Source organism: Kutzneria sp. CA-103260, from assembly GCF_018263855.1.
In the GTDB taxonomy this organism is placed as follows: domain Bacteria; phylum Actinomycetota; class Actinomycetes; order Mycobacteriales; family Pseudonocardiaceae; genus Kutzneria.
The window spans coordinates 543,321-568,054 of sequence record NZ_CP073318.1 but is presented as its reverse complement, the minus strand read 5'-3'; the positions used below and the strand labels follow the sequence as shown (position 1 = coordinate 568,054).

Genomic DNA, 24,734 nt, shown 5'->3' with positions numbered 1-24,734 from the left:
CCTACAGCTCGATCCCCAGCAGGGCGTCGACGGCGGTGCGGATGAGGTCGGGAGCCTCGGCGTCGGAGCCGCCGTGGGTGAGGGCCTGCTCGGCCCAGGCGTCGATGGCCGCGAGGGCCTTGGGTGTGTCGAGGTCGTCGGAGAGGTGGTCACGCAGCCGAGCCACGGTGTCCTCGGCGGACGGGGCCGAGTCCAACGCGACGGCGGAACGCCAGCGGGCGAGGCGGTCCTGGGCGGTGGTGAGGAGCTGGTCGGACCACGGCCGGTCGGTGCGGTAGTGGCCGGCGAACAGGGCCAGCCGGATGGCGCCGGGATCGACCTCGTCGGCCCGCAGCCGGGAGACGAAAACGAGGTTGCCACGGGACTTCGACATCTTCTCGCCGTCGAGGCCGATCATGCCGGCGTGCGCGTAGTGCCGGGCGAACGGGTGCCGGCCGGTGAGGGCCTCGGCGTGGGCGGCGCTGAACTCGTGGTGCGGGAAGACGAGGTCGGAGCCGCCGCCCTGGACGTCGAAGCCGTCGCCGAGGCGGTTGAGGGCGATGGCGCTGCACTCGATGTGCCAGCCGGGACGGCCGGCGCCGAGCTCGGATTCCCACGAGGGCTCGCCGGGGCGGGCCATCCGCCACAGCAGGGCGTCGAGGGGGTCGCGCTTGCCGACGCGGTCGGGGTCGCCGCCGCGCTCGGCGAAGAACTCGGTCATCGTCGGGACGTCGTAGTTGGACTCGTAGCCGAAGTGCCCGGAGGCGTTGCGGTCGAAGTAGACGTCGGGGTACTCGGCGTCGTCGGCCCGGTAGGCGGCCCCGTCGGCCAGCAGCTTGGCGATGGCCTCGACGATCTCGGGAATGGCCTCGACCGCCCCCACGAACTCCCGCGGCGGCAGCACCCGCAGCGCGACCATGTCCTCCCGGAACAGGGCGGTCTCCCGCATGCCGAGCACGACCCAGTCGTCCTGGTCGCGCTCGGCCCGCTCCAGCAGCGGATCGTCGATGTCGGTCACGTTCTGCACGTAGTGCACCTCGTGCCCGTTGTCCAACCACTGCCGCTGCACCAGGTCGAACGCCAGGTAGGTGGCGGCGTGGCCGAGGTGGGTCGCGTCGTACGGGGTGATCCCGCAGACGTAGATGGTCGCCGTCTCGCCGGGGGCGGTCGGCCGGACCTGCGCGGTCGAGGTGTCGAACAGCCGCAGGGGCCGAGGCGTGCCGGGAACCCGGGGTACCGGGACTGATGACCAGGTCTGCATGCCTTCGACCCTAACTGCGGCCGCCGCCCGGGTCAGCACACCCCGTCCGACCAGCCGAGTCAGCCGCCCACGATCTGGGACGCGACCTGGTAGATCCTGGTCTGGGAATTCTGGAACACCAGCTTCAGACTCCGCACCTGGTCGAGGCCGGTCAGACCGTCGGGGTGGCCGGGCTTGGCGCCGGTGATCGAGCCCTGCGACAGGAACACGTAGTCGACACGCAGGTCACGCACGGCCGCCTGGATCGCCGGGTCGGTGTCGAGCTTGTTGAACCGCTCGAACAGGGTCATGCGCTGCTGGCCGACCGACGCGGCGTCCTGGGGCAGGAGCGGCGCGTGCCCGAACACCGGGTGCACGTCGGCCAGCGCCCACATCCACGGCGAGCCGTCGTACGGGTCGTTCATCACCATGGAGCCGGCCGGGGCCAGCTTGGCCAGCTCGTGCATGCCGGCCTCGGCGGTGTGCGTGACCACGGGTCCGTCGGGGAAAGCCTGGGCCAGGCGAGCGGTGTTGCGGTTGAGGTACAAGCCCTTGGTGGCGATGATCACCAACAGCGCCACCAGCACGACGGCGGCGGCCGAGTGCAGCCGGGGCACGACCCGGGACAGCAGGCGGGCGAGGGTGACCAGGCCGACCGCGGCGAGCACGACAACGCTCATGGTGCCGATCGCGTACAGCCGCCAGGAGTCGTTCCACCACGGCTGGGTCACGGACTTCACCCAGTGCGCGTCGGACGAGGCGTCGAGGACGAACAGCCCGGCGAACACGACGCCGCCGGCCAACCACCAGATCAGCTTTGTGGCGCCGCGCAGCAGGAACAGGCCGATCAGGCCGACGGCACCCAGGCCCATCAGCCAGACCGCGGGCAGGCCGTTCGACCGGCTGCCGGTGACGAACTGCTCGGTGGCCGCCAGCGGGGTCAGCGACGCCGGCCAGGTCGAGGTGGAGCCGCCGGCGGCGGTGAGAGTGCCCAGCACCTGGAAGACGCCCGTGACACCACCGGCCACCGCGACCAGCAGCAGCGTGCGCAGGTCGGCCAGCGGCACGCGGCGCATCGTGACCCAGCGCTGGACCAGGAAGAACACCGCTGGAATGGCGGCGGCGACGGTGACGCTGGGGTGCACAGCCGTCAGGCCGACCCCGGCGAGCGCGGTGGCGACGATGGCGCCGCTGGTGGGCACGGCCAGCACGCGGCACAGCAGGGCGAGCAGGGCCGGGATAACCGCGACGCCGGCGGTGAAGGGGAACAGCGGACCCCACACGAGGGTGTCGTACGGGAATTGCGTGAACGCGCAGGCCAAAATGCCGGTAGCGGCCGCCAGCGCGGGCATTTTCGTGACCTCGGCAACGAGCACGGACAGCGTCAGGGCGAACAATCCCGCCTGAAATCCATTGCCCACATCGAGGACCTGCGGAATCGACCAGCCGCCGATCTGCGCCACCGTGGCGTCCAGCACATGGTATGCGTTCGGATAGAAGAAACTGGTACTTCCAGTCGAATCGATGGCGGCGAGAGCGGCCGGCGACGAGTTGCCCGAGTCCGTGATGAAGCGGATCGCATTGGCGTGGAACTCGGCGTCCCACCACTGCGGGATGGCGGTGAAGCCGCTGGCCCGACCCATCGCCAGCAGGCCCACGGCGGTCGCGATCAGCACCGCTCCGGCCAACATCCAGTGCCTTGACCTGGGCCAGTACAGCCCGGACCGGGGCTGCTGGGCGTCCGGCGAGCGGAACAGCCGGCGCAAGCCGAACGCCACGGCCGCGCACAGCAGACTCCCGCCGAGCAGGGTCAGCGCATTCCACCGGATGCCAATTACCGGAGCCAGCGGACCGAAGATTCCGATCACACCATAGGTGAGCACCGGTGACGCGGCCGCCAACAGCCACCCACGAATTCCCGACGCATAGCCGATCAAGGCACCCGGCACGATCACGACCGCCAGATAAACGGCAGCCGTCATCGCGACGGCAAGAGCCGCCCCGCTCATGTTATTTCCCCCTGAAATCGTTCACTGCCAGCCGCAGTGCCGATGGATCATCTCGCAGGTCGTACGTTCAGGAGACGGGTTTTCAGATTTCTCGTTGCCCCGCCTTCCCGGTCGTTATCGACCTGAGACCGGGTCAGCTGGTAGAACGCACACCGTGACGACTCGTGTGGACAGCGTCGGCGACTTCGACCTGCCGGTGTGGCTGCCGGCCGGCGGGCAGGGCCCCGCCATCCTGCTGATCCAGGAGATCTTCGGTCTGGACGACTACCTGCGCTCGGTTGCCGGCGAGCTGGCCGCCGCCGGTTTCGTGGTCGGCGTGCCCGACCTGTTCTGGCGCACCGATCCCGGCTGGTCCTCCGCGCACGACGAGGCCGGCCTCAACGCCTCCCTGGCCGTCTCCGCCGAGTTCGACCCGGAGCTCGGCCTGGCCGACGTGGTCGCCAGCCTCGCGCATCTGCGCTCGCTGCCCGAGGTCACCGGCAAGGCCGGCGCCCTGGGCTTCTGCCTCGGCGGCTCGCTGGCCTACGGCCTGGCCGCCACCGCCGACCCCGACGCCGTCGTCTCGTTCTACGGCTCCACCGTCCCCGCCCAGCTCGACTTACTGGACCGGATCACCTGCCCGCTCCAGTTCCACTTCGGCGGCCAGGACCCCTACATCCCCCGCGACGCCGTCGCCACCGTCGAGGCCGCCGTCGCCAGCCGTCCCAACATCGAGATCCACGTCCAGGAACAGGCCGGCCACGCCTTCCACAACCACGCCGCCCCCATGTTCCACCACCCCGAAGCCGCCGCCACAGCCTGGCAACTAGCCACCACCTTCCTCACCACCCACCTCCACTGAGCTCGCGAGTCCCGCTCTCCAGCAACTGAAACACCGGTTTCAGCCATGACCAAAACCGGTGTTTCGCGTGCCTGAGAGCGGGACTCGCGAGGTAAAGCGGTTGCGCTGGTGAGGCAGGATGAACGGCTGTGGAACCGCTCGACGAAACGACGATCCGTGCCTCCTTCGTGAACTGCTCGAAAGGGGAGGCGCGGCGGTTGAACCTGCCTGGCCGGCTGGGGGACGTGGCCTGGGAGGATCTGGACTTCCTGGGCTGGCGCGATCCGAAGGCACCGGCCAACGCCTACCTGGTGCTGCCGCGTGACGGCAAGGTGGTCGGCCTGGCGATGCGAGCCGCGGCACCGCACGCGAGCCAGTTGAAGAGCTCGCTGTGCGCGCTGTGCCAGACCACGCACGCGGCGGCGGATGTGTCGTTGTTCGCGGCGCGGAGGATCGGCAACGCGGGCAAGCTGGGCAACACGGTGGGCACGTACATCTGCGCGGACCTGGCCTGCAGCCTCTACATCAGGGGCAAGCGCAAGCCGTCGACCACGGCAACCGCCCGAGTGACGTCCACTGTGGACGAAGAGATCCAGCGGACCATGAACAGCCTGAACAAGTTCGTGGACGAGGTGCTGACCGACAACGCCTGACGCTCGCGGACACACCGAATGCGGGTGTGCTCGAAACCTGCATTCGGTGTGCCCGAGAGCGTGACTCGCGGGGTTCAGCGGTTGCGGCGGTTGCGGAGGTAGTCGCCGACCACGGCGGCGCCGAGGCCGTCCAGGTCGGGGGCGATCACCCGGCCGCCGCTGCGGCGGGCCACGACGTCGACGAAGTGGGCCAGCCGGGGGTCGTCGCCGAGCCGGAACACGGTGACCGACGCGCCCAGCTTGGCCAGGGCGTCGACCTCGATGAGCGTCTTGCCCAGGGTCCGCTGCATCGGCGGGTAATTGAACACGGCCTCGCCGTCGGACTCCAGGTGCGCGGTGGGCTCGCCGTCGGTGACGACCAGCACCACCGGCTGCGCGTCGGGGTGCCGACGCACGTGCCGACCGGCCAGCAGCAGCGCGTGGTGCAGGTTGGTGCCCTGCTCCCACGCGCCCTCCAGGGCGGTCAGCTCCCCGATGTCCACAGTGGACGCGTGCCGCCCGAAGGTGATGAGCTGTAACGCATCCGTGCGGAACCGGGTGCTGATCAGCTGGTGCAGGGCCAGCGCGGTGCGCTTCATCGGCAGCCACCGGCCGTCCTGCACCATCGACCACGAGGTGTCCACGCACAGCGCGACCGCGGCCCGGGCCCGCTGCTCGGTCTCCACGATCTCGACGTCCTCGACGGCCAGCCGCACCCGGCCACCGCCCGAGGAAGCCGTGCGCAGCACAGCATTGCGCACGGTCCGCGACACGTCCCACGGCTCGGTGTCGCCGAACTCCCACTCCCGGGTGCCGCCGGTCGGCTCACCGGCCGCGCCGGCCCGGTCGCTGTCCCGTTCGCCCCGGCCCCGCAGCTGGTCGACGACCTGGCGCAGCGCCGTCTCGCCGAGCCGCCGCAAAGCCTTGGGCGTCAACCGAAGCCCGCCGTCAGCGGCCCGCTCCAGCAGCCCCTGCTGGCGCAGCTGACGCTCCAGTTCGGACAGTCGGCGGGCGTCCACACCGGACTCCTGGCCGAGCTGCCGGACCAGCGCCTCGACGTCGATGTCCTCCAGCGACGCGCCCGGATAGGACTGCGCCAGCTGCTCGGCCAGCGCGTCGAGCTCGGCCAGGTCGGCCATGGCCTGGGCGCCCTCGCCCAGACCCATCGGATTCCTGCCGCGGAAGCGGGCCGAGCCGGTCCAGTCCTCCCCCGGCCGCATCTGCTGCAGGTGCGCGTCGAGCAGGTCCAACTGCGCCCCCAGGCTGGGGTCGCCGAAGGCCTGCTGGCCCAGCTGGGCCAGCTCGGCCCGCTGCTCGTCGGTCATCGAGTTCAGCATCCGCTGGGCCGCGGCCGAACGCTGAGCCAGCGCGTCGACCAGTTCGTCGGTGTTCTGCGGGTTCTCCGGGAAGAACTCGCCGTGCTTGCGCATGAACTCCTGGAACTGCTCGGTGGTGTCCTGCCCGGCCGAGTGCGCGGACAGCAGCGAATTCAGGTCGGACAGCATGTCCTTGATCCGCTCCACGTCCTGCGGCGTGGCGTTCTGCATGGCCTGCTTCATGCCCTGGAAGCGCTGTTCCAGCATCTCCCGGCCGAGCAGGTCCTGGATCTGCTGGTACGACTCGCGGGCGGCGGAGGACTGCCAGTCGTAGTTGGCCAGCTCCGTGACGGCGGCGGCGGTGCCAGGCGGCAGCGCGTCCAGCTGCGCCTCCCGGAACCGCGCGTCGTCGGACGGATTCGGGAACAGCTCACGCCGTTCGGCCGTGAGGGCCTCGTTCAGCAGCCGCTGGACCTCACGCATGGTGCCGTCCAGGTTGTTGCGCCGCTGGATCTGCGAGCGCCGCTCCCAGACCTGCCGGGTCAGGTCGTCCAGGCCACGGGTGCCCGGCATGCCCCGACGCATCAGCTCGCGCAGCGCCGCCTGCGGCGACGAGCCCTCCATCACCTCGCGCCCCAGCTCGTCCAGCGCCGCCCGCAGATCGGCCGGCGGGGCGAGCGGATCATCGCCACCAAGCCACTCGTGGTAGCGGTAACGCCGTGCCGGGGTCGCCATCAGCCGTAGACCGTCATCTCGTCGTCGGCGTCCTTGCCCAGCTGGCGGCTCAGGTAGAGGTACTCCAGCGCGAACTCGACGGCCGAGGCGATCCAGCCGGCCGGCTGGTCGGCCTTGACGTCCAGGCGCGCGGCGACCTCGTGCAGCACCGGCAGTTCCGGCAGCGCGGACAGCACCTCGGCCGCCGGCACCCGCTCGCCGGTGGCCACCGGGTGCCCGTTGGTCACGGCCTCGGCCAGCGACTTCAGGTTCAGCCCGGCCAGCTTGCCGCGGGCGGTGTCGGCGACGGACCGGCGCAGCAGGTGCTCCAGGATCTCGTGCTCGCGGCCCTCCTCGCCGGACTCGAACTCCAGCTTGCCGCGCAGCACCGCCGGCACGGCCTCCAGGTCGACCGGCCGGGCCACGGCCTCGGCCTCGCCGGTGAGCGCGGCCCGGCGCAGCGCGGCGGCGGCGACGGTCTCGGCGGCGGCGATGGCGAACCGGGCGGACACGCCGGAACGCTGGTCCACCGACGAGGACTCGCGCAGGTGCCGCACGAACCGGGCCACCACCTCGATCAGGTGGTCACCCACCTCGGCCACCAGCTGGGCCTCCTGGTTGATCAGGTCGATCTCGCCGGCCACCTCGAGCGGGTAGTGGGTGCGGACCTCGGCGCCGAACCGGTCCTTGAGCGGCGTGATGATCCGGCCGCGGTTGGTGTAGTCCTCGGGGTTGGCGGTGGCCACGAGCAGCACGTCCAGCGGCAGCCGCAGCGTGTAGCCGCGGATCTGGATGTCGCGCTCCTCCATGACGTTGAGCAGCGCCACCTGGATCCGCTCGGCCAGGTCGGGCAGCTCGTTGACGGCCACGATGCCGCGGTGCGCCCGGGGCACCAGTCCGAAGTGGATGGTCTCCGGGTCGCCGAGGCTGCGGCCCTCGGCCACCTTCACCGGGTCGACGTCGCCGATGAGGTCGCCGACCGAGGTGTCGGGGGTGGCCAGCTTCTCGGTGTAGCGCTGGGACCGGTGCAGCCAGGCCACCGGCAGGTCGTCGCCCAGCTCGGCGGCGCGACGACGGGAGGCGGGGGTGATCGGGTCGAGCGGGTGCTCGGCGAGCTCGGCGCCCTCGATCACCGGTGTCCACTCGTCGAGCAGTCCGGCGAGCGTGCGCAGCAGGCGGGTCTTGCCCTGGCCGCGCTCGCCGAGCAGCACGACATCGTGGCCGGCGATGACGGCGCGCTCCAGCTGGGGCAGCACCGTGCGGTCGAAGCCGACGATGCCCGGCCACGGGTCGCGCCCGGCGCGCAGCGCGTCGAGCAGGTTGTCCCGCAGTTCGGCCTTGACGGAGCGGGGCTCGTGGCCGGCGGCGCGCAACTGGCCCACGGTCGTCGGCAGCGAGTGGGGTGGGGTCGGAACAACTGTCACCCTTATGAAGCTAATAGCCGCGCGCAAATAGGTCGACGTGGAGCAACTCCACCACCAGACTTCGTGCACATGATCGATCTCGACTCGTTCGCGGCCCGGCTGGCCGCGATCCCCGGCGTGATCGGCGTGGTGCTGGGCGGATCCCGCGCCCGCGGCACCGCCGACGAGCACTCCGACACCGACCTCGGCGTCTACCGCCGCGGCGTCATGGACCTGTCCGCTCTGCGCGAAATCGCCGCGGAGTGGCCCGGATCGGCCGTGACCGAGCCGGGCGAATGGGGCCCGTGGGTCGACGGCGGCGCCTGGCTGACAACGCCCGGCTCGAAGACGGATCTGCTCTGGCGGGATCTCGACCGGGTCGTCGGGATCCTCACCGAGGCGCGGCGGGGCGTGGTCCGCTGTGAGGCCCAGGTCGGACATCCGCTGGGTTTCTTCTCGTACGCCTATCTCGCGGAACTGGCGACCAGCCGTGTGCTGGCCGATCCCTCGGGAGCGTTGGCAGAAGTCAGGGCCGAGTTGGATCCGTATCCGGCCGAGCTGGCCGAGGCCGTCGAGCGGACGTACGGCTTCGAAGCGAAGTTCAGCGTCGACAACGCGGCGACGCCGGCGGCGCGGGGCGATCGGTTCGCCGCGACCGGATTCCTGTTCCGGGGCATCGGTTGTCTCGTGCACGTGCTGCACGCACGGAAAGGTGTGTGGCTGGCGACGGAGAAGAACGCCGTCGCGTCCGCGGCGAAACTGCCCGGCATGCCGGGCGATTTCGTGGAACGGGTGGAGCGGATCCTGGCGGCGGCGGATGTCGCCGCCGCCAGGGACCTGCTCAGTGAGTGTTCGGTGGCGTGACCGTGTTCGCGCCGAACGTGGACGTCGGCGGGGCGGTGGGCCATTCGGCCGGGCAGTGCGTGCCGCGCGGCGGCAGTTTCAGGGTCAGCAGGTACGCGTCGATGGCGTCGTGGGCGCAGAGGCTGTTGCCGTAGTCGCCGTGACCGGTGCCGTCGTAGGTGAGCAGCGTGGCGGTGGGCAGCTGCTCGGAGACGTCCAGGCCCCAGTCGTACGGAGTGGCGACGTCGTGGATGGCGTTGGTCATCAGGATCGGCGGGGCGTTGTGGGGCCGCAGCACGTGCTGCGGGTTGTTCAGCGGCCCGGTCCAGCCGAGGCAGCTGGAGACGTCGGAGAAGAACTCGAACACGTGTGTGTGCGGGGCGACGGCCTCGGACTTCTCCCGCAGCTCGGTCACCGCGTGGAAGTCGTCGATGGTCGGCCAGGTCCAGTCCGAGCACCAGATGGCCTGGTAGCTGTTGTCCTGGGTGGCGGCCCGGGGGGCAGGGGTGACCGGGACGCCAACGGAGATCTTCTTGAGCACGTCGGCCAGGCCGAACCAGGCCCGGGCCGGGCGGTACATGTCGGTGAACGCGGTCTGGCGCAGCGCGTACGGGGTCACGGGCCCGCCGGTCGCGGGGTTCTTCAGCGCGCCGCCCTCGGCCTGGGCGTACAGCTTGTCCCACAGCGCCAGCACGTCCTGGTCGTGCAGCGCGCACGTGGCCGTGCGCTGGCACCAGGAGGCGAAGTCCCTGAACGAGTTCTCGAAGGCGAGGCTGGCCGTGACCGCGTAGCGGGTGGCGTCGATGCTGTGGTCCATGTTCGAGTCGAGCACGATGGCCCGCAGGTTCTGGCCGTACAGCTCCAGATACTGCTGGCCGATCTGGGTGCCGTAGGAGACGCCGTAGTAGCTGATCTCGGCCTCGCCCAGCTGACGCCGCAGCGAGTCCATGTCCCGCACCACACCGACCGTGTCGACGTGGTCGAACAGCGGGCCGTTGAGCTGCTTGCAGTTCTGGGCGGCGCGGGCGTTGTGGGCCAGCAGGGTCCTGTACTGGTCCCCGGTCGTGGGCACGGACTCGTAGGGCTCGCCGAGGACCGTGCTGTCGCACTGGATGTCGGCGCTGGCGCCGACGCCACGCGGGTCGAAGCCCACGATGTCGAAGGAGTCCTTGAGCGCCTGGTACCGGGGGTTGCCGGCGATGGACTCGACGTAGGACACGCCCGAGCCGCCGGGGCCACCCTGGTCGACCATCAGGACACCCTTGCGCTGCGCGGGTTTCGCGGCCTTGAGCCGGGCGACGGCCAGGCCGGTGGTGGGGCCGTCGGGATGCGCCCAGTCCACCGGCATGTGAACGGTGGCGCAGTCCACGGCGGCGTTCCGCTGGCACGGCTGCCAGGCGGTCGCGGCAGCAGCGGCGACCGGGGTGGCCGAGGCGACTACGCCGAACGCCAGCGCGCCCAAGCCGACAAGGATTTTTATGAGCATCGCTCAACCATCGCGAACGAGCGGTACCGCCACAACGGCCACGCGGTCACAGTGAACCCCGGCGAGCCGGGTTCAGCGGGAGCGGCGGACGCCGGCGGCAGCGTCGATGGCGGCCAGGCGGCGGCGCACCTGCTCCACGCGGTGGTCGCCGACCTCCTCCAGGATGGCGAGCGACTGCTCCCAGGAGACCTTGGCCTCGTCCAGTTTTCCGTCCTCGTGCAGGACGCTGGCCAGCTCGTGCAGGGACCATGCCTCCCCCGGCCGCCCGCCCGATTCCCGGAACAGCCGCACCGCGCCGCGGAAGCAGTCGGCGGCCCGGTCCAGCTTGCCGAAGTGCCGGTGGGCCTCGCCCAACTCCCGGTACACCTTGATCGCGCCGGCCCGGTCCTCCATGTCCACGAACAGTCGCAGCGCCCGGTCGAAGTTGGCCACCGACTCGGTGTACCGGCCGAGCACCCGGCAGTAGCTGCCCAGGTGGCTCAGGGCCCAGGCCTCGCTCCACCGGTCGCCGGTCCGCTGGCTGGTGGCCAGCGCGGCGTTGGTCAGCTCGAACGCCTCGTCCACGCGCCCGGCCCAGAAGTAGGCCGATCCGAGCGCGCCGCCGACGACGTGGTCGAGCGGGCCACCGGACAGCGGCTCGTAGACGATTCGGGCCCGCTCCATGCACTCCAGCACCTGCATGTGCCGGCGCAGCTCGTTGTAGCAGTAGCCGAGGCCGATCAGCAGCCGCACCTCGCCGTAGCGGTCGCCGGCCGCCACCGCGGCGCCGATTCCGGTCTGGTGGCTGGAAATCCACTCCGGCCACGGCGTGCGCAGCGCGAAGAACGCCCACATCGCGCCGGGAATGCCGGTGGCGTGGTAGGTGTCGCCGAGCTCGGCGGCCTGCGAGGTGGCGGCGACCAGGTTGGACAGCTCCGCCTCGCACCAGGCCAGGGCCGCGCTGCTGTCGGCGAAGACGGCCGGCTGCCCGCCCGGCACCGGCGGCGGCAGCTCGGAACGCCGCCGGAACGGCGCGAGCATGCCGTCCACGGTGTTGGCGGTGTGCAGGTAGAAGTCCAGCAGCCGGCTCACCGCGGCGATCCGCTCGGCCCGGCTGTCGTGCTCGGCGGCGCACTCCGCGGAGTAGACGCGCAGCAGGTCGTGGAACCGATACCGGTCGCGGCCGACGCCCTCCAGCAGATGCCCGCTGGCCACCACGTCGAGCAGCCGCCGGGCCCGCACCACCGGCACGTTGGCCAGCGCGGCCGCGGCGGCGACGCTGATCTCGGTGCCGGCGTGGAGCCCGAGCATCCGGAACATACGGGCCGGCTCCGGCTTCAACGCGTGGTACGACCAGGAGAACACCGCCCGCACCGCGGTGCTCTCGTCGTCCACGGCCAGCACGTCCAGCCGGGCCCGCTCGTCGGCCAACTCCTGGCACAGGTCGTCCAGGTCCAGGTGCGGCCTGTCGTTGAGCTGCGCGGCGGCGATCCGCAGCGCCAGCGGCAGGTGCCCGCACAGACGGGCCAGCTCGGCGGCGGCCTCCGGCTGGGCCTCGATCTGCGCCGGCCCGACGCCGGCGGCCAGCATCTGCACCGACTCGCGCTCGTCGAGCACGTCCAGGGTGACGCGGTGCGCCCCGTCCCGGGCGACCAGGCCGCCGAGCCGGCTGCGGCTGGTCACCAGCACCGAGCAGCTGGGGCTGCCGGGCAGCAGCGGCCGCACCTGGTCGGTGCTGGCCGCGTTGTCCAGCAGCACCAGCATGCGCTTTCCGGCGATCAAGCTCCGGTACAGGCCGGCCTGCTCGTCGGTCTCGGCCGGGATGGCGCCCGCCTCCACGCCCAGACCCCGCAACAGCTGACCCAGCGCCGCGGCCGGTTGCAGCGGCGGCTGCTGCGGGTCGAAGCCGCGCAGGTTGACGTAGAGCTGGCCGTCCGGGAACTGGCCGGCGACGCGGTGCGCGACGTGCACGGCCAGCGCGGTCTTGCCGATGCCGCCGCTGCCGTCGATCGCCGAGATCACGGCGACGGTCCGGTCGCCGCCGGCCAGGACCTCCTCCAGCTGGGCCAGCTCGCGGACCCGGCCGGTGAAGCCGGGCACGTCGTGCGGCAGCTGGGCCGGCTTGGGCGTGGCCGGGGCGCCGGCGCTGACCGGCGCGGCGACCGGGGCCGGCGCGGCCGGCTTGTCAGCGATCAGGTCTCGGTGCAGGTCCCGCAGCTCCGGGCCGGGTTCGATGCCCAGCTCGTCGACCAGCACCCGGCGGGCGTCCTCGAAGACCTCCAGCGCGTCGGCCTTGCGGCCGGCGCCGTAGAGGGCGGTCATCAGCAGCGCCCGCGGCCGTTCCCGCAGCGGCTGCTGGCGCACCACCGGCGACAGCTCGGCGACGGCGTCGTCGTTGCGGCCCAGGGCGATCAGGGCGTCGGCCAGCGACTCCACAGTGGCCAGCCGCAGCTCGTCCACGCGGGCTCGCTCGCCGGCCACGAACGGGCAGGAGATGCCGTCGAACGGCAGGCCCCGCCACAGCCGCAGGGCCGACTGGAGCTGCACCACGGCCCCGTGAAGATCGCCTGAAGTTCGGGCGATCCTTGCCCGTTCACGCAGCTGCTCGGCGCGGTCGCAGTCCAGCGCTCCGCTGTCCAGCCGCAGCATGTAGCCGGAGTTCGCGCCGGCCGAGACGAGCAGGGCGCTGGGCGCGCGGCTGGGCCGGTCGGGTTCGAGGGCCCGGCGCAGCGCCGACAGGTACGTGGAGACGCTGCCGCCGGCCGTGGTCGGCGGGTCGTCGCCCCACAGGGCGTCGACCAGTTCCGTGCGTCCGACGGCACGGTTCGCCCGCAGCGCCAGCAGCGCGAGCAGGGCGCGTTGCATCGGGGGACCCAGTGCGATCTCGCGATCCCCGAGCAGCGCCCGCACCGGTCCCAGCACCTCGACCCGCAGCGGAACCCCGTTCGCCGCGTGCACCTTTCCACCACCTGCCCCAGCAGAGCCGCGCCGGGAGCATACAGCGAGACGACCAATGCGAACCGTTGTCAGATCCACTACGGACAGTCCCCGGCGATGACGCTCGGCGAACCTGGACAACCGCCCGGCGCGCCGAAGTGGCAATCGATCACTCTTCTGGAGCAGACTGGCGCATCCGCTGTGTGACGTAGATTACGGAGGCGCCCGTGCGCGTCGAGTTCTCCTGGGAGCCGGAACCGGCCGATCGGCGGGACGCCCTGCGCGCCGTCGCGCCCGCGGTCCGGTTCGCTCCCGCCTTCGCCATCTGCCTGGTGATCGTGGCCGCCGTGCTGCTGGTCGCCGGCAACACCCAGGCCGCCGTGTTGAGCCTGGTCGCGGCCGGTGCGGTCGCCGTCGGCGTGCCGTGGCAGGCCCGTCTGCTCTACCGCGACGCCGTGTCGCCCAACCAGCGCGTGCGGGCCACCGCCGACGAGTTCGCGCTGCGCATGCACGGCGCCGGGCTGCCCGGCGAGCTGGTCTGGTCGTCGCTGCAGGGCTGGCAGGAGACCGAGCACGGCATCGTGCTGCGGATCGGCGCCCGGGCCCACGGCCCGGTGTACGCGGTGCCGCACCGGGCTTTCGCGCTGCCGTCCGACGAGCACATGTTCCGCGAATTGCTGATCCGCCGGGTGGGTCCGACCGGTTGATCCGGTCCGCGTCTGTAATGTCGGTAGGCGTGTCATGTCCGAGCGCGACGCTGGTCGTCTGGACGTCTGCCTGGCTGCATGGCGCGGCCGCGGCCGACGACGTCCTGGACGCCCTCCAGATCTGGGCCGAGGCGCACGAGGTGGTGGCCGACGACGACGGCACCGCCACGGCCCTCGACCTTCCCGGCCCCGACGAGATGCCGGCGGCCCCCGCGATGCTGCTCGCGGCGCTGCGGCGCACCCAGGCCGGCGACGGCCGGCTGGTGCTGCCCGTGCCCGGCGACACCCGGGGCCTCGGCGGCAACGGGCCGCTCAGCGCCACCGCGGTGCGCGCCGGGCAGGCCGTGGTGCTGCCGGAGGCCGGGCTGGGCATCGTGCCCCGGCTCGTGGCCGACCAGGTGATCCGGTGGACGGTGTTCGACCTGCCGGAGATCATCCCGCCCGAGCACGTGCCGCTGGGCGAGGCCGAGCACGGGCTGGCCGGCGCCATGCGGCAGGCCGCTTCCACCCTGGTGGACCTCGACGTGGCCCGGCACCGGCCGAACGTCCGCAAGGAGATCGAGGCGGTCATCGCCAACCAGCCGCGGCCGGTGTGGCCGGCCGGCATGCCGGCCCGGTCGCTGCGGGTGCTGCAGCGGGCCGACGAGGTCGCCGCGATCCTGGAGGTCGCCGCCGGCGACGCCCCGGGCGGCGCGATGTCGGCGTCGGCGACCCGGGCGCGGGAAGAGGCGCTGCGGCCGCTCAACGACGCCGTCCGCCGAGCCCGGTGTGCGGCCGTCGAGGAAGCCGTCCGGGTGCTCGGCGACCACGCCAACAAAAAGCACTGATGTCAGGAATGCTCCTTTCCTGACGTTGAACGTCAGGAAAGGAGCATTGATCTTGGGCTACTGCTTCATGCCGAGGGCGGCGTAGTCGTACATGCCGTAGCCGTCGCTGACGAAGACGTTGGTGGCCTTCGCCGGCCGGTAGAGCAGCGACTTCGCGACCACGCCGGGCAGGATGAAGGCGTCGTCCATGACCCGCTGGTCGACCTGGCCCCACAGCTGCTCGCGAGCGGTGGCGTCCTCGGTGATCGAGGCCTTGTCCAGCAGCTGGTCCACCTGCGGGTCCTTGACCCCGAGGTTGCTGTTGCCGCCGGAGGCGCGGATCACCCGGCTGTCCACGATCTGGCTGAAGTAGCCGAAGCCCTCCGGCCAGTCCGCCTGCCAGCCGAACACCATCAGGCCCAGGCTGTTGTTCTTGGCGTAGTCCGGCTTGCCGGCGTACAGCTTGCCGTAGTCGCCCTGCGGGAACGGCTTGATCGTCAGCTTGATGCCGACCTTGGCCAGCGACTGCTGCAGCGCCTCGGCCGTCGCCTTCTCCCGCGGCCGCTCGGCCCGGTAGGAGATGTTGGTGCTGAAGCCGTTCGGCTGGTTGCAGGCCTGCAACTCCTGCTTGGCCTTCGCCTCGTCGCCGGTGTGGTTGGCCGACGGGTACGGGTCGAACGCCTTCGCGCCCGGGATGACCGGCGGCAGCAGGTTGGTGGCGATGTCGCCGCCGATCGAGCCGCCGTAGGCCTGCTGGTAGGAGGTGCGGTCGGCGGCGTACTCGACGGCCTTGCGGCAGTGCACGTTGTCCAGCGGGGCGACGTCGCCGTTGATCGCGGTGTACCAGAGCCGGGCGCTGGCCGGGTTGTCGGTGCTGCCCTTGAGCCGCTGGTCGGCCAGGATCCGGCCCTGGGCCGCTGCCTGCACGCCCACGCCGGTGACGTCGAACTCCAGGTCGCCGGCCATCAGCCGCTGGTCGATGTCGTCGGCGTTGACGTTGAGCGAGACCTCGAACTTGTCGGGCAGCGCCTTGCGGATCGGATCGGTCTTCGGGTCCCACTGGTCGTTGCGGACCAGCGTGAAGCCCTTGCCCAGGGTGTTGTCGCCGAACTTGTACGGGCCGGTCGACAGCACGTGCTTCTTGTAGTCGCTGCCGGTGTCCTTGGCCTGCTCCACCGGCATCGTCGAGGGCAGCATCGCGAAGTAGTCGAAACTGGCGAACGGCTTGGCCAGGTGGAACACGATCGTCGTGTCGTCCGGCGTCTCGATCGCCTTCAGGTCACCCTTGTCCTTGTACGGCGAGGTGTAGCCGTTGAGGTCCAGGTAGTCGTTGAAGTAGGTGGGACCGTCCGGGAACACCGTCTTGTCCAGCGACCGCTCCACCGCGTACTTGACGTCCTTCGAGGTCACGGTGACGCCGTCCTCGAACTTCACGCCCGTGCGGATGTGATACGTCCACGTCTTGTCGCCGTCGCTGGGCGTGCCCAGGCCGGTGGCCAGATCCGGCGTCAGCTTCGCGCCGCCCTGCCCCGGGGCCGCGGCGAAGGTCAGCAGGCTGCGGCCGAACAGCCGCGCGAAGTCCCACTCGTAGCTGTAGTAGGAGTCGGCCGGATCCAGCGAGTCCCAGTCCCCCGAGTTCGCCATCCGGATGGTGCCGCCCTTGGCGTCCGACGGGTTGAACACCTTGCCGACCGCGGCGTTGAAGCCGTCCGCGCCAGACCCCTGGCCCCCTCCGGAGCCGCCGCAGGCCGTCAGGCCCGTGGCCAGCGTCGCGGCGACGGCCACCGCCGCCAAGATCCGCTTACTCTGCATGTTCTGGTCAACTCCTCCTGTGCGCAGGGTTGCCCGAGTTAACCGGAACCCGGTGGGCCAGGTCGAGAGTCGATGTTGTGGGCGGGCGTAAGGTGACGGCGTGAAGCCGTGGGTGTTCATGCTGCTCGGTGTGGTGTTGGTGCTGGTCGGACTGCTCTGGACCGCTCAGGGGCTGGGGTACGTGACCGGCAGTTTCATGACCGGGTCCCGACTGTGGGCCACCATCGGGCCCATCGTGGCGGTGCTCGGCCTGTGGTCGCTGGTGGTGGGGGTGCGGCGCGGGCGGACGCGGTGAGGACCTGACGGGCGGGGCCGGCGCGGGGCGGATCGAGCGGCCCGGGGCCGGCGTTTTGTCCAAATAGGACTCAGCTCGAAGGTTCGCCCCTTCGCGCGGGGATCGGGGGCGGGGACCAAGGCGCTCCCGTCCAGTTTGGACAGTCTCCGGCAGTTCTCCGGCACGGTGCGTCGACGCCGGGGCCTACGCTGCCAACCTCTAGCGGGGCCGCCGAGCCGGCGGCTCACAGCAGGCGACGGCGCAGAACTCTCCGTTGGCGGTGCAGCCCAGGTTCGCGAAGTCGGACAGCTTCCGGGGCTCGGCGCCGCCGAGGTGTTCCCGGATCAGCTCCACGACCATCTCGGCGAACCGGGGATCAGGGCCGGGCGTGGCGGCGCGGGCGAAGCCCATGCCGTGCTCCTCGGCCCGTTCCCGGGCCTCGGTGTCCAGGTCCCACACGACCTCGAGGTGGTCGCTGACGAACCCGACCGGGCACACCACGATGTTGCCGACACCCTTGGCGTGCAAGGCGTCCACGTGGTCCACGATGTCCGGCTCCAGCCACGGCACCTGCGGCGGGCCGGAACGGGACTGCCAGACGACGTCGTACTCCGACGCCCCGACCTCGGCCGCGACCAGCCGGGCGGCCTCGGCGATCTGCTTCGAGTACAGGTGTCCGCCGAGCGCGGCGGGGCCGGCGGTGGCGTCGAAGGAGTTGGGGATGGAGTGGGCGGTGAACACCAGGCGGTAGTCGTCGAGGCCGGCGGCCGCGGCCCGGACGGCGTCGGCGAACGGCAGCACGAACCCGGGGTGGTCGAAGAACTGACGGATCTTCACCAGCTCCGGGGCCGAGGGACCGACGGCGGCCCGGGCCCGCAGGATGTCCTCGTCGTACTGCCGGCAGGCCGAGTAGCCGCCGTAGGCCGAGGTGGGAAAGACCAGCGCGCGACGGACACCGTCGGCAAGCATCTTGCCGACGGTGTCCTCGATCATCGGATGCCAGTTGCGGTTGCCGAAGTAGACCGGCAGGTCCACCCCGGCCGCCGCGAGGGCCGCGCGGACGGCCTCGATCAGGTCCCGGTTGAGCTGGTTGATCGGGGACACGCCGCCGAAGTGCAGGTAGTGCTGGGCGACCTCGTCGAGCCGCTCGGGCGGCACGCCCCGGCCCCTGGTCACGTTCTCCAGGAACGGCCGGACGTCGCCCTCACCCTCCGGCCCACCGAACGACAGCAGCAGCAGCGCGTCCACACTCACGGTCCCCATCCAACACCGGTCACTCGGGGATCGCGGACCCGGCCCTCCGCTTGCCGCCCTTGCTGCTGCGCCGCAGCACCGGGACGACGATGGCGATGCCGGCCATCACCGCGGCGATGACAAAAACCCCGATACTGCTGTTGTTGTCCGAGGTGACCTGGGCCGCGGTGGTCACCGGGGTGATCGGCGGCGCGGTCGGCGAGGGCAGCGCGTTGTAGTTGACCAGCCCGGTCTGCTCCAGCACGGTGATGTGGTCCAGCACCGTGCTCATGCAGACGTTGGCGAAGTCGCGGATCAGCGAGTTGCGGGTGCCGGCGCGCACCTGGGACAGCAGCTGGTAGACGGAGCCGTGCTGGTCGCGCAGCGGCCCGACGAAGGCCCGGTCGAAGTCGATGCCCGGGGCCGAGTTCTTCATGTTGGTGAGGAAGCCCTGTTGCTCGGGCAGCGGCTTGGTCGGCAGCGTGACGCCGAGCTCCTTGGCGATCTCCTCGTTCTTCTGGTTGAGCATGGTGTGACCCATGATCAGGTGCTGCCCGGCGGTGCGGACCGCCGGAGTGTTGGTCATGGTCTGCGCCATCTCGCCGCTGGGCAGCTCCCACGAGCCGGCCAGGGCGACCTTGACCAGCATCAGCCGGTCCGCCGGACCCACCGGTCCCCACTGGCTCTGCGTGACCTGGGTGCCGACGTCCAGCGGGTTGCTCGGGTCGGTCTGCCCCTGTGACGTCGCGGCCTGCGACGTGCCGATGGAGCAGCCGGCGATCGGCAGCAGCGTGCCGATCCCGAGCACGACGAGGACGGCGGCCTTGCGCACCGCGCGAGAGATCACCGGTCCGACCACCTTTCCTGGATAACCATTGCTATCCGGCTTTACGGGGTGGACCGGTGACCCGATCACTCACATCAACCGTCGTTACCTTACCGTGATCTGAAGCGCTTCAGCGAGCACACCAAGGCCGTCATTCAGGACATCGGTCGGGATCACCAGCGGCGGCAGCAGCCGCAGCACGTTGCCGTAGGTGCCGGCCGTGAGCACCACGACTCCCCTTGCGTGGCAAGCCTTCGCGATCCGCCCGGCCAGCTCGGCGTCCGGCTCGCACGTGCCCGGCCTGACCAGCTCCACGGCCAGCATCGCGCCGCGGCCCCGCACGTCGCCGATGGCCGGCGAGCCGGCGGCCAGCTCCCGCAGCCGGGGCAGGGTGATCTCCTCGATCGCCCGGGCCCGGGCGTTCAGGTCCTGGTCCCGCATGATGCCGATGGAGGCCAGCGCGGCGGCGCAGGCGACGGGATTGCCGCCGTAGGTGCCACCGAGGCCGCCTCCGTGCACCGCGTCCATCACGTCGGCCCGCCCGGTGACGCCAGCCAGCGGCAGCCCGCCGGCGATGCCCTTGGCCGTCGTCACGAGATCCGGCACGACCTGCTCATGATCCGACGCGAACCACGAGCCGGTGCGGCAGAAACCGCTCTGGATCTCGTCGGCGACGAACAGCACCCCCTTCGCCGTGCACCAGTCCGAGACCGCCTTGAGGAAGCCCGGCGCCGGCACCACGAAGCCGCCCTCGCCCTGGATCGGCTCGATCAGCACGCAGGCCACGTTGTCCGCGCCGACCTGCTTCTCCAGCTGGTCCAACGCCCGCGCCGCCGCCTGCTCCCCGGTCAGTCCGGCCGGGTCGCGGAACGGGTAGGACATCGGCAGCCGGTACACCTCCGGCGCGAACGGCCCGAACCGGTGCTTGTACGGCATGTTCTTGGCCGTCAACGCCATCGTCAGGTTGGTGCGGCCGTGGTAGGCGTGGTCGAACACCACCACCGCCTGCCGCCCGGTGGCGTGCCGGGCGATCTTGACGGCGTTCTCCACCGCCTCCGCGCCCGAGTTGAACAGGGCCGAGCGCTTCTCGTGCGAGCCGGGGGTGAGCTCGGCCAACTGCTCGCACACCTCCACATAGGCGTCGTACGGCGTCACCATGAAGCACGTGTGGGTGAACTTGGCGACCTGCTCCTGCACGGCTGCCACCACCTCCGGCGCGGCCGCGCCGACGCTGGTCACGGCGATGCCGGAACCCAGGTCCACCAACGTGTTGCCGTCGATGTCGTGCAGCAGGCCGGCGCTGGCCGACTCGACGAACACCGGCAGCGTGCTGCCGACCCCGGCGGCCACCACCCGCTGCCGGCGCAGCTGCGCGGCCTGCGAGCGGGGTCCGGGGATCTCGGTGACGAGGTTGCGGGCGAGAGTGGGCGTGGCCACGACCCTTCCTTTCTGACGGAGCTGTCTTTCTATACGGAGCTGCGGACGCGGTTGCGGTGCCGGACCAGGCCGACGACCAGCACCAGCGCGCCGACGAGCAGGCTGAGCAGCAGTTGCGAGCGGGCGTCGGCGTCGAAGGCCATGCCGGCCAGCAGCACGACCATCGCCCCGATCGCCACCCAGGTCAGGTACGGATACCCCCACATGCGCAGGGTCAGCCGCTCCGGCGCGTCCCGCTCCAGCTGGCGGCGCATCCGCAGCTGGGACACGGCGATCACCATCCAGACGAACACCGCGATGGCGCCGGAGGAGTTGGTGAGGAACAGGAACACGGTGTCCGGTGAGACGTAGTTGAAGATGACCGTCACGAAACCGACCACAGTGGACACCAGCACCGCCGCGGTCGGCACGCCGGTACGGCCGATCCGGCCCAGCGCGGCCGGGGCGTCGGCCCGGCCGGCGAGCGAGTAGACCATGCGGGATGCGGTGTACAGCCCGGAGTTCAGGCAGGACAGCACCGAGGTCAGCACGATCACGTCCATCACCGCGCCGGCCGCCGGCAGCCCGATCCGGTCCAGCACCGCGACGTACGGGCTCTTGGCCACACCGGCGTCGTCCCACGGCAGCAGCGTCACCACCACAGCGATGGAACCCAGGTAGAACACGATGATCCGCCACACCACCGAGCGCACCGCCGACCGCACGGCGTGGCCGGGGTCGGCCGACTCGCCGGCGGCGACAGTGGCGATCTCCGCGCCGAAGAAGGAGAACACCACCACCAACATGGCCGCGAACACCGGCGACGCGCCGTTGGGCAGGAAGCCGCCGTGCCCGGTCAGGTTGGACAGGCCCGGCGAGGCGAAGCCCGGGATCAGGCCGAGCAGCGCCACCACGCCCACCAGCAGGAACACCGCGATCGCGGCGACCTTGATGGAGGCGAACCAGAACTCGAACTCGCCGTAGGACTTCACCGAGAACAGGTTGGTGACGGTCAGCAGCGCCATCAGGACCAGCGCCCACGTCCACTGCGGCACCTCGGGCACCCACCGGTGCACGATGCTGGCTCCGGCGGTCGCCTCGACGCCGAGCACCACGACCCAGAAGAACCAGTACAGCCAGCCGATGGTGAAGCCGGCCCACGGGCCGATGGCGCGGTCGGCGTAGGCCGAGAACGAGCCGGTCTCCGGGTTGGCCGCGGACATCTCGCCCAGCATGCGCATCACCAGCACCACCAGCAGGCCGCACACCGCGTACGCGAGCAGCGCGCCCGGTCCGGCCTGTTTGATGGCAGCGCCGCTGCCGACGAACAGGCCGGCGCCGATCACGCCGGCGATGGCGATCATGGACAGGTGGCGGCGTTGCAGGGTCGACGCTAGTTTACGCCGAGGTTGATCATTGCTGGCTGCGCTCATCGGCGGCTCCGGTCTGTCGGGACTGTCGGTTCACGGTGGTCGGCGGGACCGCCGTGGCCAAGTAGCCTGTTTGGACAAGTCAGACCGAATTGTTCGCCGAACTGTCGAGGACCGCCCGGTGACCCCCACTCTCGCCGCGCTCGTGGACCGCCCCGACCTGGCCCTGCGCGTGCGGGCCGGCGGCGAGCACCTGGACCGGCCGGTGCAGTGGGTGCACACCAGCGAACTGGCCGACCCGACGGCATTCCTGGAGGGCGGCGAGCTGCTGCTGACCACCGGCCTGTGGGTGCGGTCCGGGGCCGCCGACTACGTGCGCCGGCTGCACGCCGCCGGGGTCGCCGGGCTGGGCTTCGGCACCGGGCTGACCTGCGCGGACGTGCCGAAGGTGGTCATCGTGCAGGCCGACGCGGTCGGGCTGCCGGTGCTCGAGGTGCCGCGGCAGGTGCCGTTCATCGCCATCAGCAAGGCGGTGGCCAAGGCGGTCGCGGCCGAGGAGTACGCCGCCGTGACCCGCGCCTACCAGGCGCAGCGGGCCCTGACCTCGGCCGCCGTAAGACCCAATGGCTTTACAGGTGTTACAACGCAACTGGCCCGTCGGCTGGACGCGTGGGCGGTGGTGCTGGATCCGCGCGGGGCGCTGCGGGCCGGCGACAGCCCGGTGCTGGACAAGGTCCGCGCCGAGCTGTCCCGATTCCACGCCGGTCCGGCCAGCCTCACCTATGAATCGGACGGCGCCGAGATCACCGTGCAGACCCTGGGGGCGGGCGAGCGGATCCGTGGCTTCCTCGCGGTCGGCCGGGTCGGCCGCCTCACGCCGGCCGACCAGCAGGTGCTGACCACAGCGGCCTCGCTGTTGACAGTCAGCTTCGAGCGGCCGCACGCCGTCGAGGCCGCGACGCGAAGGCTGCGCGGCGGGCTGCTGCGGCTGCTGCTGGCCGGCGAGACCGAGCTGGTCGCGGAGATCGCCGCCGACCTGTGGGGCGAGCTGCCGGTGCCGCCGGTGCGGATCGCCCTGGCCGCCGGGCCTTCGCGCTATCGGCTGGCGGCCGTCGATCATGTGGACGACTCGGGCGAGGCTGCCTTCCACGCCGAGCACGGCACCGAGTCGCTGCTGGTGGTCGGGGCCTCGACCGACCTGCTGGCCGAGTTGGCCGGCGTGCAGATCGGCGTCTCCGATCCCGTGGACTACTCGTCCCTGCCCCAGGCCCTGCGGCAGGCGCAGCGGGCCCTGACCACCGCGGTCCGCACCGACCTGCCGATCACCCGGTTCTCCGAGCTGGCCGACGACGGCGTGCTGCGGCTGGTCGATCCGGAAGTCGCCGGCGTCTTCGCGGACCGGTTGCTCGCCCCGCTCGTTGAACACGATGCGACCGGTCGCGGCGAGCTCATCGCGTCGCTGCGGGCGTGGCTGGCCCACAACGGCCAGTGGGATCCGGCTGCGGTGGCGCTCGGCGTGCACCGGCACACCCTGCGGCACCGGATCGCGAAGGTCGGGCAACTGCTCGGCCGGGACCTGGACACCGCGGACACGCGGGCCGAGCTGTGGCTGGCCCTGCGCCTGAGGGATTGAGAGGACCGGGTGGAGGAGAAGGCGGCACGGCTGCTGGCCGACGGCGTGCTGGCCCGGGTGCCGAAGCTGGCCGACGAGCTGGTGCGGGTCATCGCCGAGCAGAACCCCGGCTACCGCCGGATCAACGTGGTGACCTCGGACGATCTGCGCAAGTCCTGCCACGACAACATGATCGGCGTGCTCCGGCTGATCGGCCGGGACGGGGCCGACGAGCAGCTCTACTCGGCCGCCCGCTGCACCGGCCGGCGCCGGGCCGAGCAGCGCATGCCCCTGGACGACGTGCTCCGCTCCTTCCGGCTCGGCGGCCGGCTGTTGTGGCAGGCCCTGGTCGAGCAGGCCCGCGCCGACGGCACCGTGGACGCCGAGGGCCTGTTGGAGATCGCCACCTGGCTGTGGGAGGTCGTCGACTCCACGTCAGCCCAGGTCGCCGCCGCCTATCACGTCGCCGAGCAGCAGCTGGTGCGGATCGACGAGCAGCGGCGGGCCACGCTGTGGGAGGGGCTGCTTCGCGGGCGGGGCAAGGACTTGGCCTTCGCCCACGAGGCCGCCCGCATCATCGGCGTCCCCGTCGACGGGCCGTACGCGGCAATCGTCGCCGATGTCGAGGACGTCAACGCGCCGACGTTCCTCAAGGGGCTGCTGACCGAGCACGGCATCGACTCCGCGTGGCAGCTGCGGGCCCACATGCTGGTGGGACTGCTCTCCTTGGATTCACCCGAATTGGGCATTGTGCTGAAGGTGCTGCGGGATGCCCTCACCGTGCCCGCCGGCGTCTCCCTGGTCGTGCACGGCCTGGCCGACGTCGACGTCGCCTACCGGCAGGCGGTGTTGGCCCGCCGCTCCATCCAGCCCGGCCGGGTCGAGGTCGCCGCCCTGGCCGACCGGCTGCCGGAGGCCCTGGTCCTCAGCTCGCCGGAGCTGGCCGAGCACCTGATCCGGCTGCGGCTCGGGCCGCTGCTCAAGATCCCCGTGGGCGAGCGGCGGATCCTGTTGGACACCCTGGAGACCTGGGTCGCCACCGCCGGCTCGGTCAGCCGGACCGCGGAACTCGTGCACTGCCACCGGAACACGGTGATCAACCGGCTGAGCCGGATCGAGGCCGTCACCGGCAACGACCTCAGCGACGTGCCCCACCTGGAGTTGTCGTTGGCGCTCCGTGCCTCCCGCCTCCTCCCCCCAGGCCCCCTCGCCTAAACGTTTGAGCGTCTCCAAGACCTACAAACCCCAGCCGACAAGGTCTTCAACCGCCACAAACCCCGGCGCTGTTTGTGGCGGTTGAAGACCGCATCCGAGAGGGTT

The 24,734-nt window shown here is 71.3% G+C and carries 19 protein-coding genes; 8 read left to right on the top strand and 11 right to left on the bottom strand.

Annotated elements, in window-relative coordinates; genetic code table 11:
* Position 1: 1 nt before the first annotated feature.
* On the bottom strand, positions 2-1,240 hold the full coding sequence (mshC, locus tag JJ691_RS02530; RefSeq protein WP_211767178.1) for a cysteine--1-D-myo-inosityl 2-amino-2-deoxy-alpha-D-glucopyranoside ligase: 1,239 nt from the start codon (positions 1,238-1,240) through the stop codon (positions 2-4).
* 59 nt (positions 1,241-1,299) lie between these two features.
* Entirely contained in the window at positions 1,300-3,228 is a 1,929-nt protein-coding gene (locus JJ691_RS02525) for a DUF6541 family protein (RefSeq protein WP_211767177.1), read from the bottom strand.
* 154 nt (positions 3,229-3,382) lie between these two features.
* Here JJ691_RS02525 and JJ691_RS02520 point away from each other — a divergent pair, with 154 nt between their 5' ends.
* Together JJ691_RS02520 and JJ691_RS02515 are read left to right on the top strand one after the other, a co-directional pair.
* Complete coding sequence (locus JJ691_RS02520; RefSeq protein ID WP_249227637.1) at positions 3,383-4,069, top strand: dienelactone hydrolase family protein; 687 nt, start codon at positions 3,383-3,385, stop codon at positions 4,067-4,069.
* A gap of 128 nt (positions 4,070-4,197) precedes the next feature.
* On the top strand, positions 4,198-4,701 hold the full coding sequence (locus tag JJ691_RS02515) for an FBP domain-containing protein (protein ID WP_211767175.1): 504 nt from the start codon (positions 4,198-4,200) through the stop codon (positions 4,699-4,701).
* A 74-nt stretch (positions 4,702-4,775) separates the two neighbouring features.
* On the opposite strand, the gene JJ691_RS02510 is transcribed toward JJ691_RS02515, so the two are convergent.
* Positions 4,776-6,731 carry a VWA domain-containing protein gene (locus JJ691_RS02510; protein ID WP_211767174.1) on the bottom strand — a complete coding sequence of 652 codons (1,956 nt, stop codon included), beginning with the start codon at positions 6,729-6,731 and terminating at the stop codon, positions 4,776-4,778.
* Positions 6,731-8,134, bottom strand: a complete 1,404-nt coding sequence (locus tag JJ691_RS02505; RefSeq protein ID WP_211767173.1) for an ATP-binding protein — start codon at positions 8,132-8,134, stop codon at positions 6,731-6,733. The genes JJ691_RS02510 and JJ691_RS02505 overlap by 1 nt, the downstream gene beginning before the upstream one ends.
* Before the next feature lie 69 nt (positions 8,135-8,203).
* On the opposite strand from JJ691_RS02505, the gene JJ691_RS02500 reads away from it, so the two are divergent.
* Positions 8,204-8,977 (top strand): nucleotidyltransferase domain-containing protein, encoded by a 774-nt coding sequence (locus JJ691_RS02500; protein WP_211767172.1) that lies wholly within the window; start codon positions 8,204-8,206, stop codon positions 8,975-8,977.
* On the opposite strand, the gene JJ691_RS02495 is transcribed toward JJ691_RS02500, so the two are convergent.
* Entirely contained in the window at positions 8,955-10,442 is a 1,488-nt protein-coding gene (locus JJ691_RS02495) for an alpha/beta hydrolase (protein ID WP_211767171.1), read from the bottom strand. The genes JJ691_RS02500 and JJ691_RS02495 overlap by 23 nt on opposite strands.
* A 72-nt stretch (positions 10,443-10,514) precedes the next feature.
* On the bottom strand, positions 10,515-13,379 hold the full coding sequence (locus tag JJ691_RS02490) for an AfsR/SARP family transcriptional regulator (RefSeq protein WP_211767170.1): 2,865 nt from the start codon (positions 13,377-13,379) through the stop codon (positions 10,515-10,517).
* Between the two features lie 206 nt (positions 13,380-13,585).
* On the opposite strand from JJ691_RS02490, the gene JJ691_RS02485 reads away from it, so the two are divergent.
* Both JJ691_RS02485 and JJ691_RS02480 read left to right on the top strand, forming a co-directional pair.
* Positions 13,586-14,065 carry a YcxB family protein gene (locus JJ691_RS02485; RefSeq protein WP_211767169.1) on the top strand — a complete coding sequence of 160 codons (480 nt, stop codon included), beginning with the start codon at positions 13,586-13,588 and terminating at the stop codon, positions 14,063-14,065.
* Positions 14,066-14,094: 29 nt separating this feature from the next.
* Positions 14,095-14,892, top strand: a complete 798-nt coding sequence (locus JJ691_RS02480; RefSeq protein ID WP_211767168.1) for a hypothetical protein — start codon at positions 14,095-14,097, stop codon at positions 14,890-14,892.
* A gap of 57 nt (positions 14,893-14,949) precedes the next feature.
* On the opposite strand, the gene JJ691_RS02475 is transcribed toward JJ691_RS02480, so the two are convergent.
* The gene (locus JJ691_RS02475) at positions 14,950-16,683 is read right to left on the bottom strand and encodes an ABC transporter substrate-binding protein (RefSeq protein ID WP_211767167.1); all 1,734 of its coding nucleotides are present in this window, start codon (positions 16,681-16,683) and stop codon (positions 14,950-14,952) included.
* A gap of 100 nt (positions 16,684-16,783) precedes the next feature.
* On the opposite strand from JJ691_RS02475, the gene JJ691_RS02470 reads away from it, so the two are divergent.
* Positions 16,784-16,978 carry a hypothetical protein gene (locus JJ691_RS02470; protein ID WP_211772284.1) on the top strand — a complete coding sequence of 65 codons (195 nt, stop codon included), beginning with the start codon at positions 16,784-16,786 and terminating at the stop codon, positions 16,976-16,978.
* A gap of 198 nt (positions 16,979-17,176) precedes the next feature.
* Here JJ691_RS02470 and JJ691_RS02465 read toward each other — a convergent pair whose 3' ends face one another.
* The 4 genes from JJ691_RS02465 to JJ691_RS02450 form a co-directional block, all read right to left on the bottom strand.
* Positions 17,177-18,211 (bottom strand): ferrochelatase, encoded by a 1,035-nt coding sequence (locus tag JJ691_RS02465; protein ID WP_211767166.1) that lies wholly within the window; start codon positions 18,209-18,211, stop codon positions 17,177-17,179.
* A gap of 19 nt (positions 18,212-18,230) precedes the next feature.
* Positions 18,231-19,037, bottom strand: coding sequence for a DUF4142 domain-containing protein (locus JJ691_RS02460; RefSeq protein WP_211767165.1), 807 nt, complete (start codon positions 19,035-19,037; stop codon positions 18,231-18,233).
* An 84-nt stretch (positions 19,038-19,121) separates the two neighbouring features.
* Positions 19,122-20,453, bottom strand: a complete 1,332-nt coding sequence (gene gabT, locus JJ691_RS02455; RefSeq protein ID WP_211767164.1) for a 4-aminobutyrate--2-oxoglutarate transaminase — start codon at positions 20,451-20,453, stop codon at positions 19,122-19,124.
* A 29-nt stretch (positions 20,454-20,482) separates the two neighbouring features.
* Entirely contained in the window at positions 20,483-21,796 is a 1,314-nt protein-coding gene (locus JJ691_RS02450) for an amino acid permease (protein WP_249227636.1), read from the bottom strand.
* A 187-nt stretch (positions 21,797-21,983) separates the two neighbouring features.
* Between JJ691_RS02450 and JJ691_RS02445 the strand changes: the two genes are divergently transcribed.
* Together JJ691_RS02445 and JJ691_RS02440 are read left to right on the top strand one after the other, a co-directional pair.
* Complete coding sequence (locus tag JJ691_RS02445) at positions 21,984-23,435, top strand: PucR family transcriptional regulator (RefSeq protein WP_211767162.1); 1,452 nt, start codon at positions 21,984-21,986, stop codon at positions 23,433-23,435.
* Positions 23,436-23,444: 9 nt separating this feature from the next.
* Complete coding sequence (locus JJ691_RS02440) at positions 23,445-24,629, top strand: PucR family transcriptional regulator (protein ID WP_211767161.1); 1,185 nt, start codon at positions 23,445-23,447, stop codon at positions 24,627-24,629.
* The last annotated feature ends 105 nt before the right edge of the window (positions 24,630-24,734 follow it).

Bases quoted from the DNA above. Each gene is read 5' to 3' on its own strand.
- JJ691_RS02500 (WP_211767172.1), top strand. From the start codon at position 8,204: ATGATCGATCTCGACTCGTTCGCGGCCCGGCTGGCCGCGATCCCCGGC.
- JJ691_RS02495 (WP_211767171.1), bottom strand. From the start codon at position 10,442: ATGCTCATAAAAATCCTTGTCGGCTTGGGCGCGCTGGCGTTCGGCGTA.
- JJ691_RS02510 (WP_211767174.1), bottom strand. From the start codon at position 6,731: ATGGCGACCCCGGCACGGCGTTACCGCTACCACGAGTGGCTTGGTGGC.
- JJ691_RS02450 (WP_249227636.1), bottom strand. From the start codon at position 21,796: ATGATCGCCATCGCCGGCGTGATCGGCGCCGGCCTGTTCGTCGGCAGC.
- mshC (WP_211767178.1), bottom strand. From the start codon at position 1,240: ATGCAGACCTGGTCATCAGTCCCGGTACCCCGGGTTCCCGGCACGCCT.
- JJ691_RS02525 (WP_211767177.1), bottom strand. From the start codon at position 3,228: ATGAGCGGGGCGGCTCTTGCCGTCGCGATGACGGCTGCCGTTTATCTG.
- JJ691_RS02475 (WP_211767167.1), bottom strand. From the start codon at position 16,683: ATGCAGAGTAAGCGGATCTTGGCGGCGGTGGCCGTCGCCGCGACGCTG.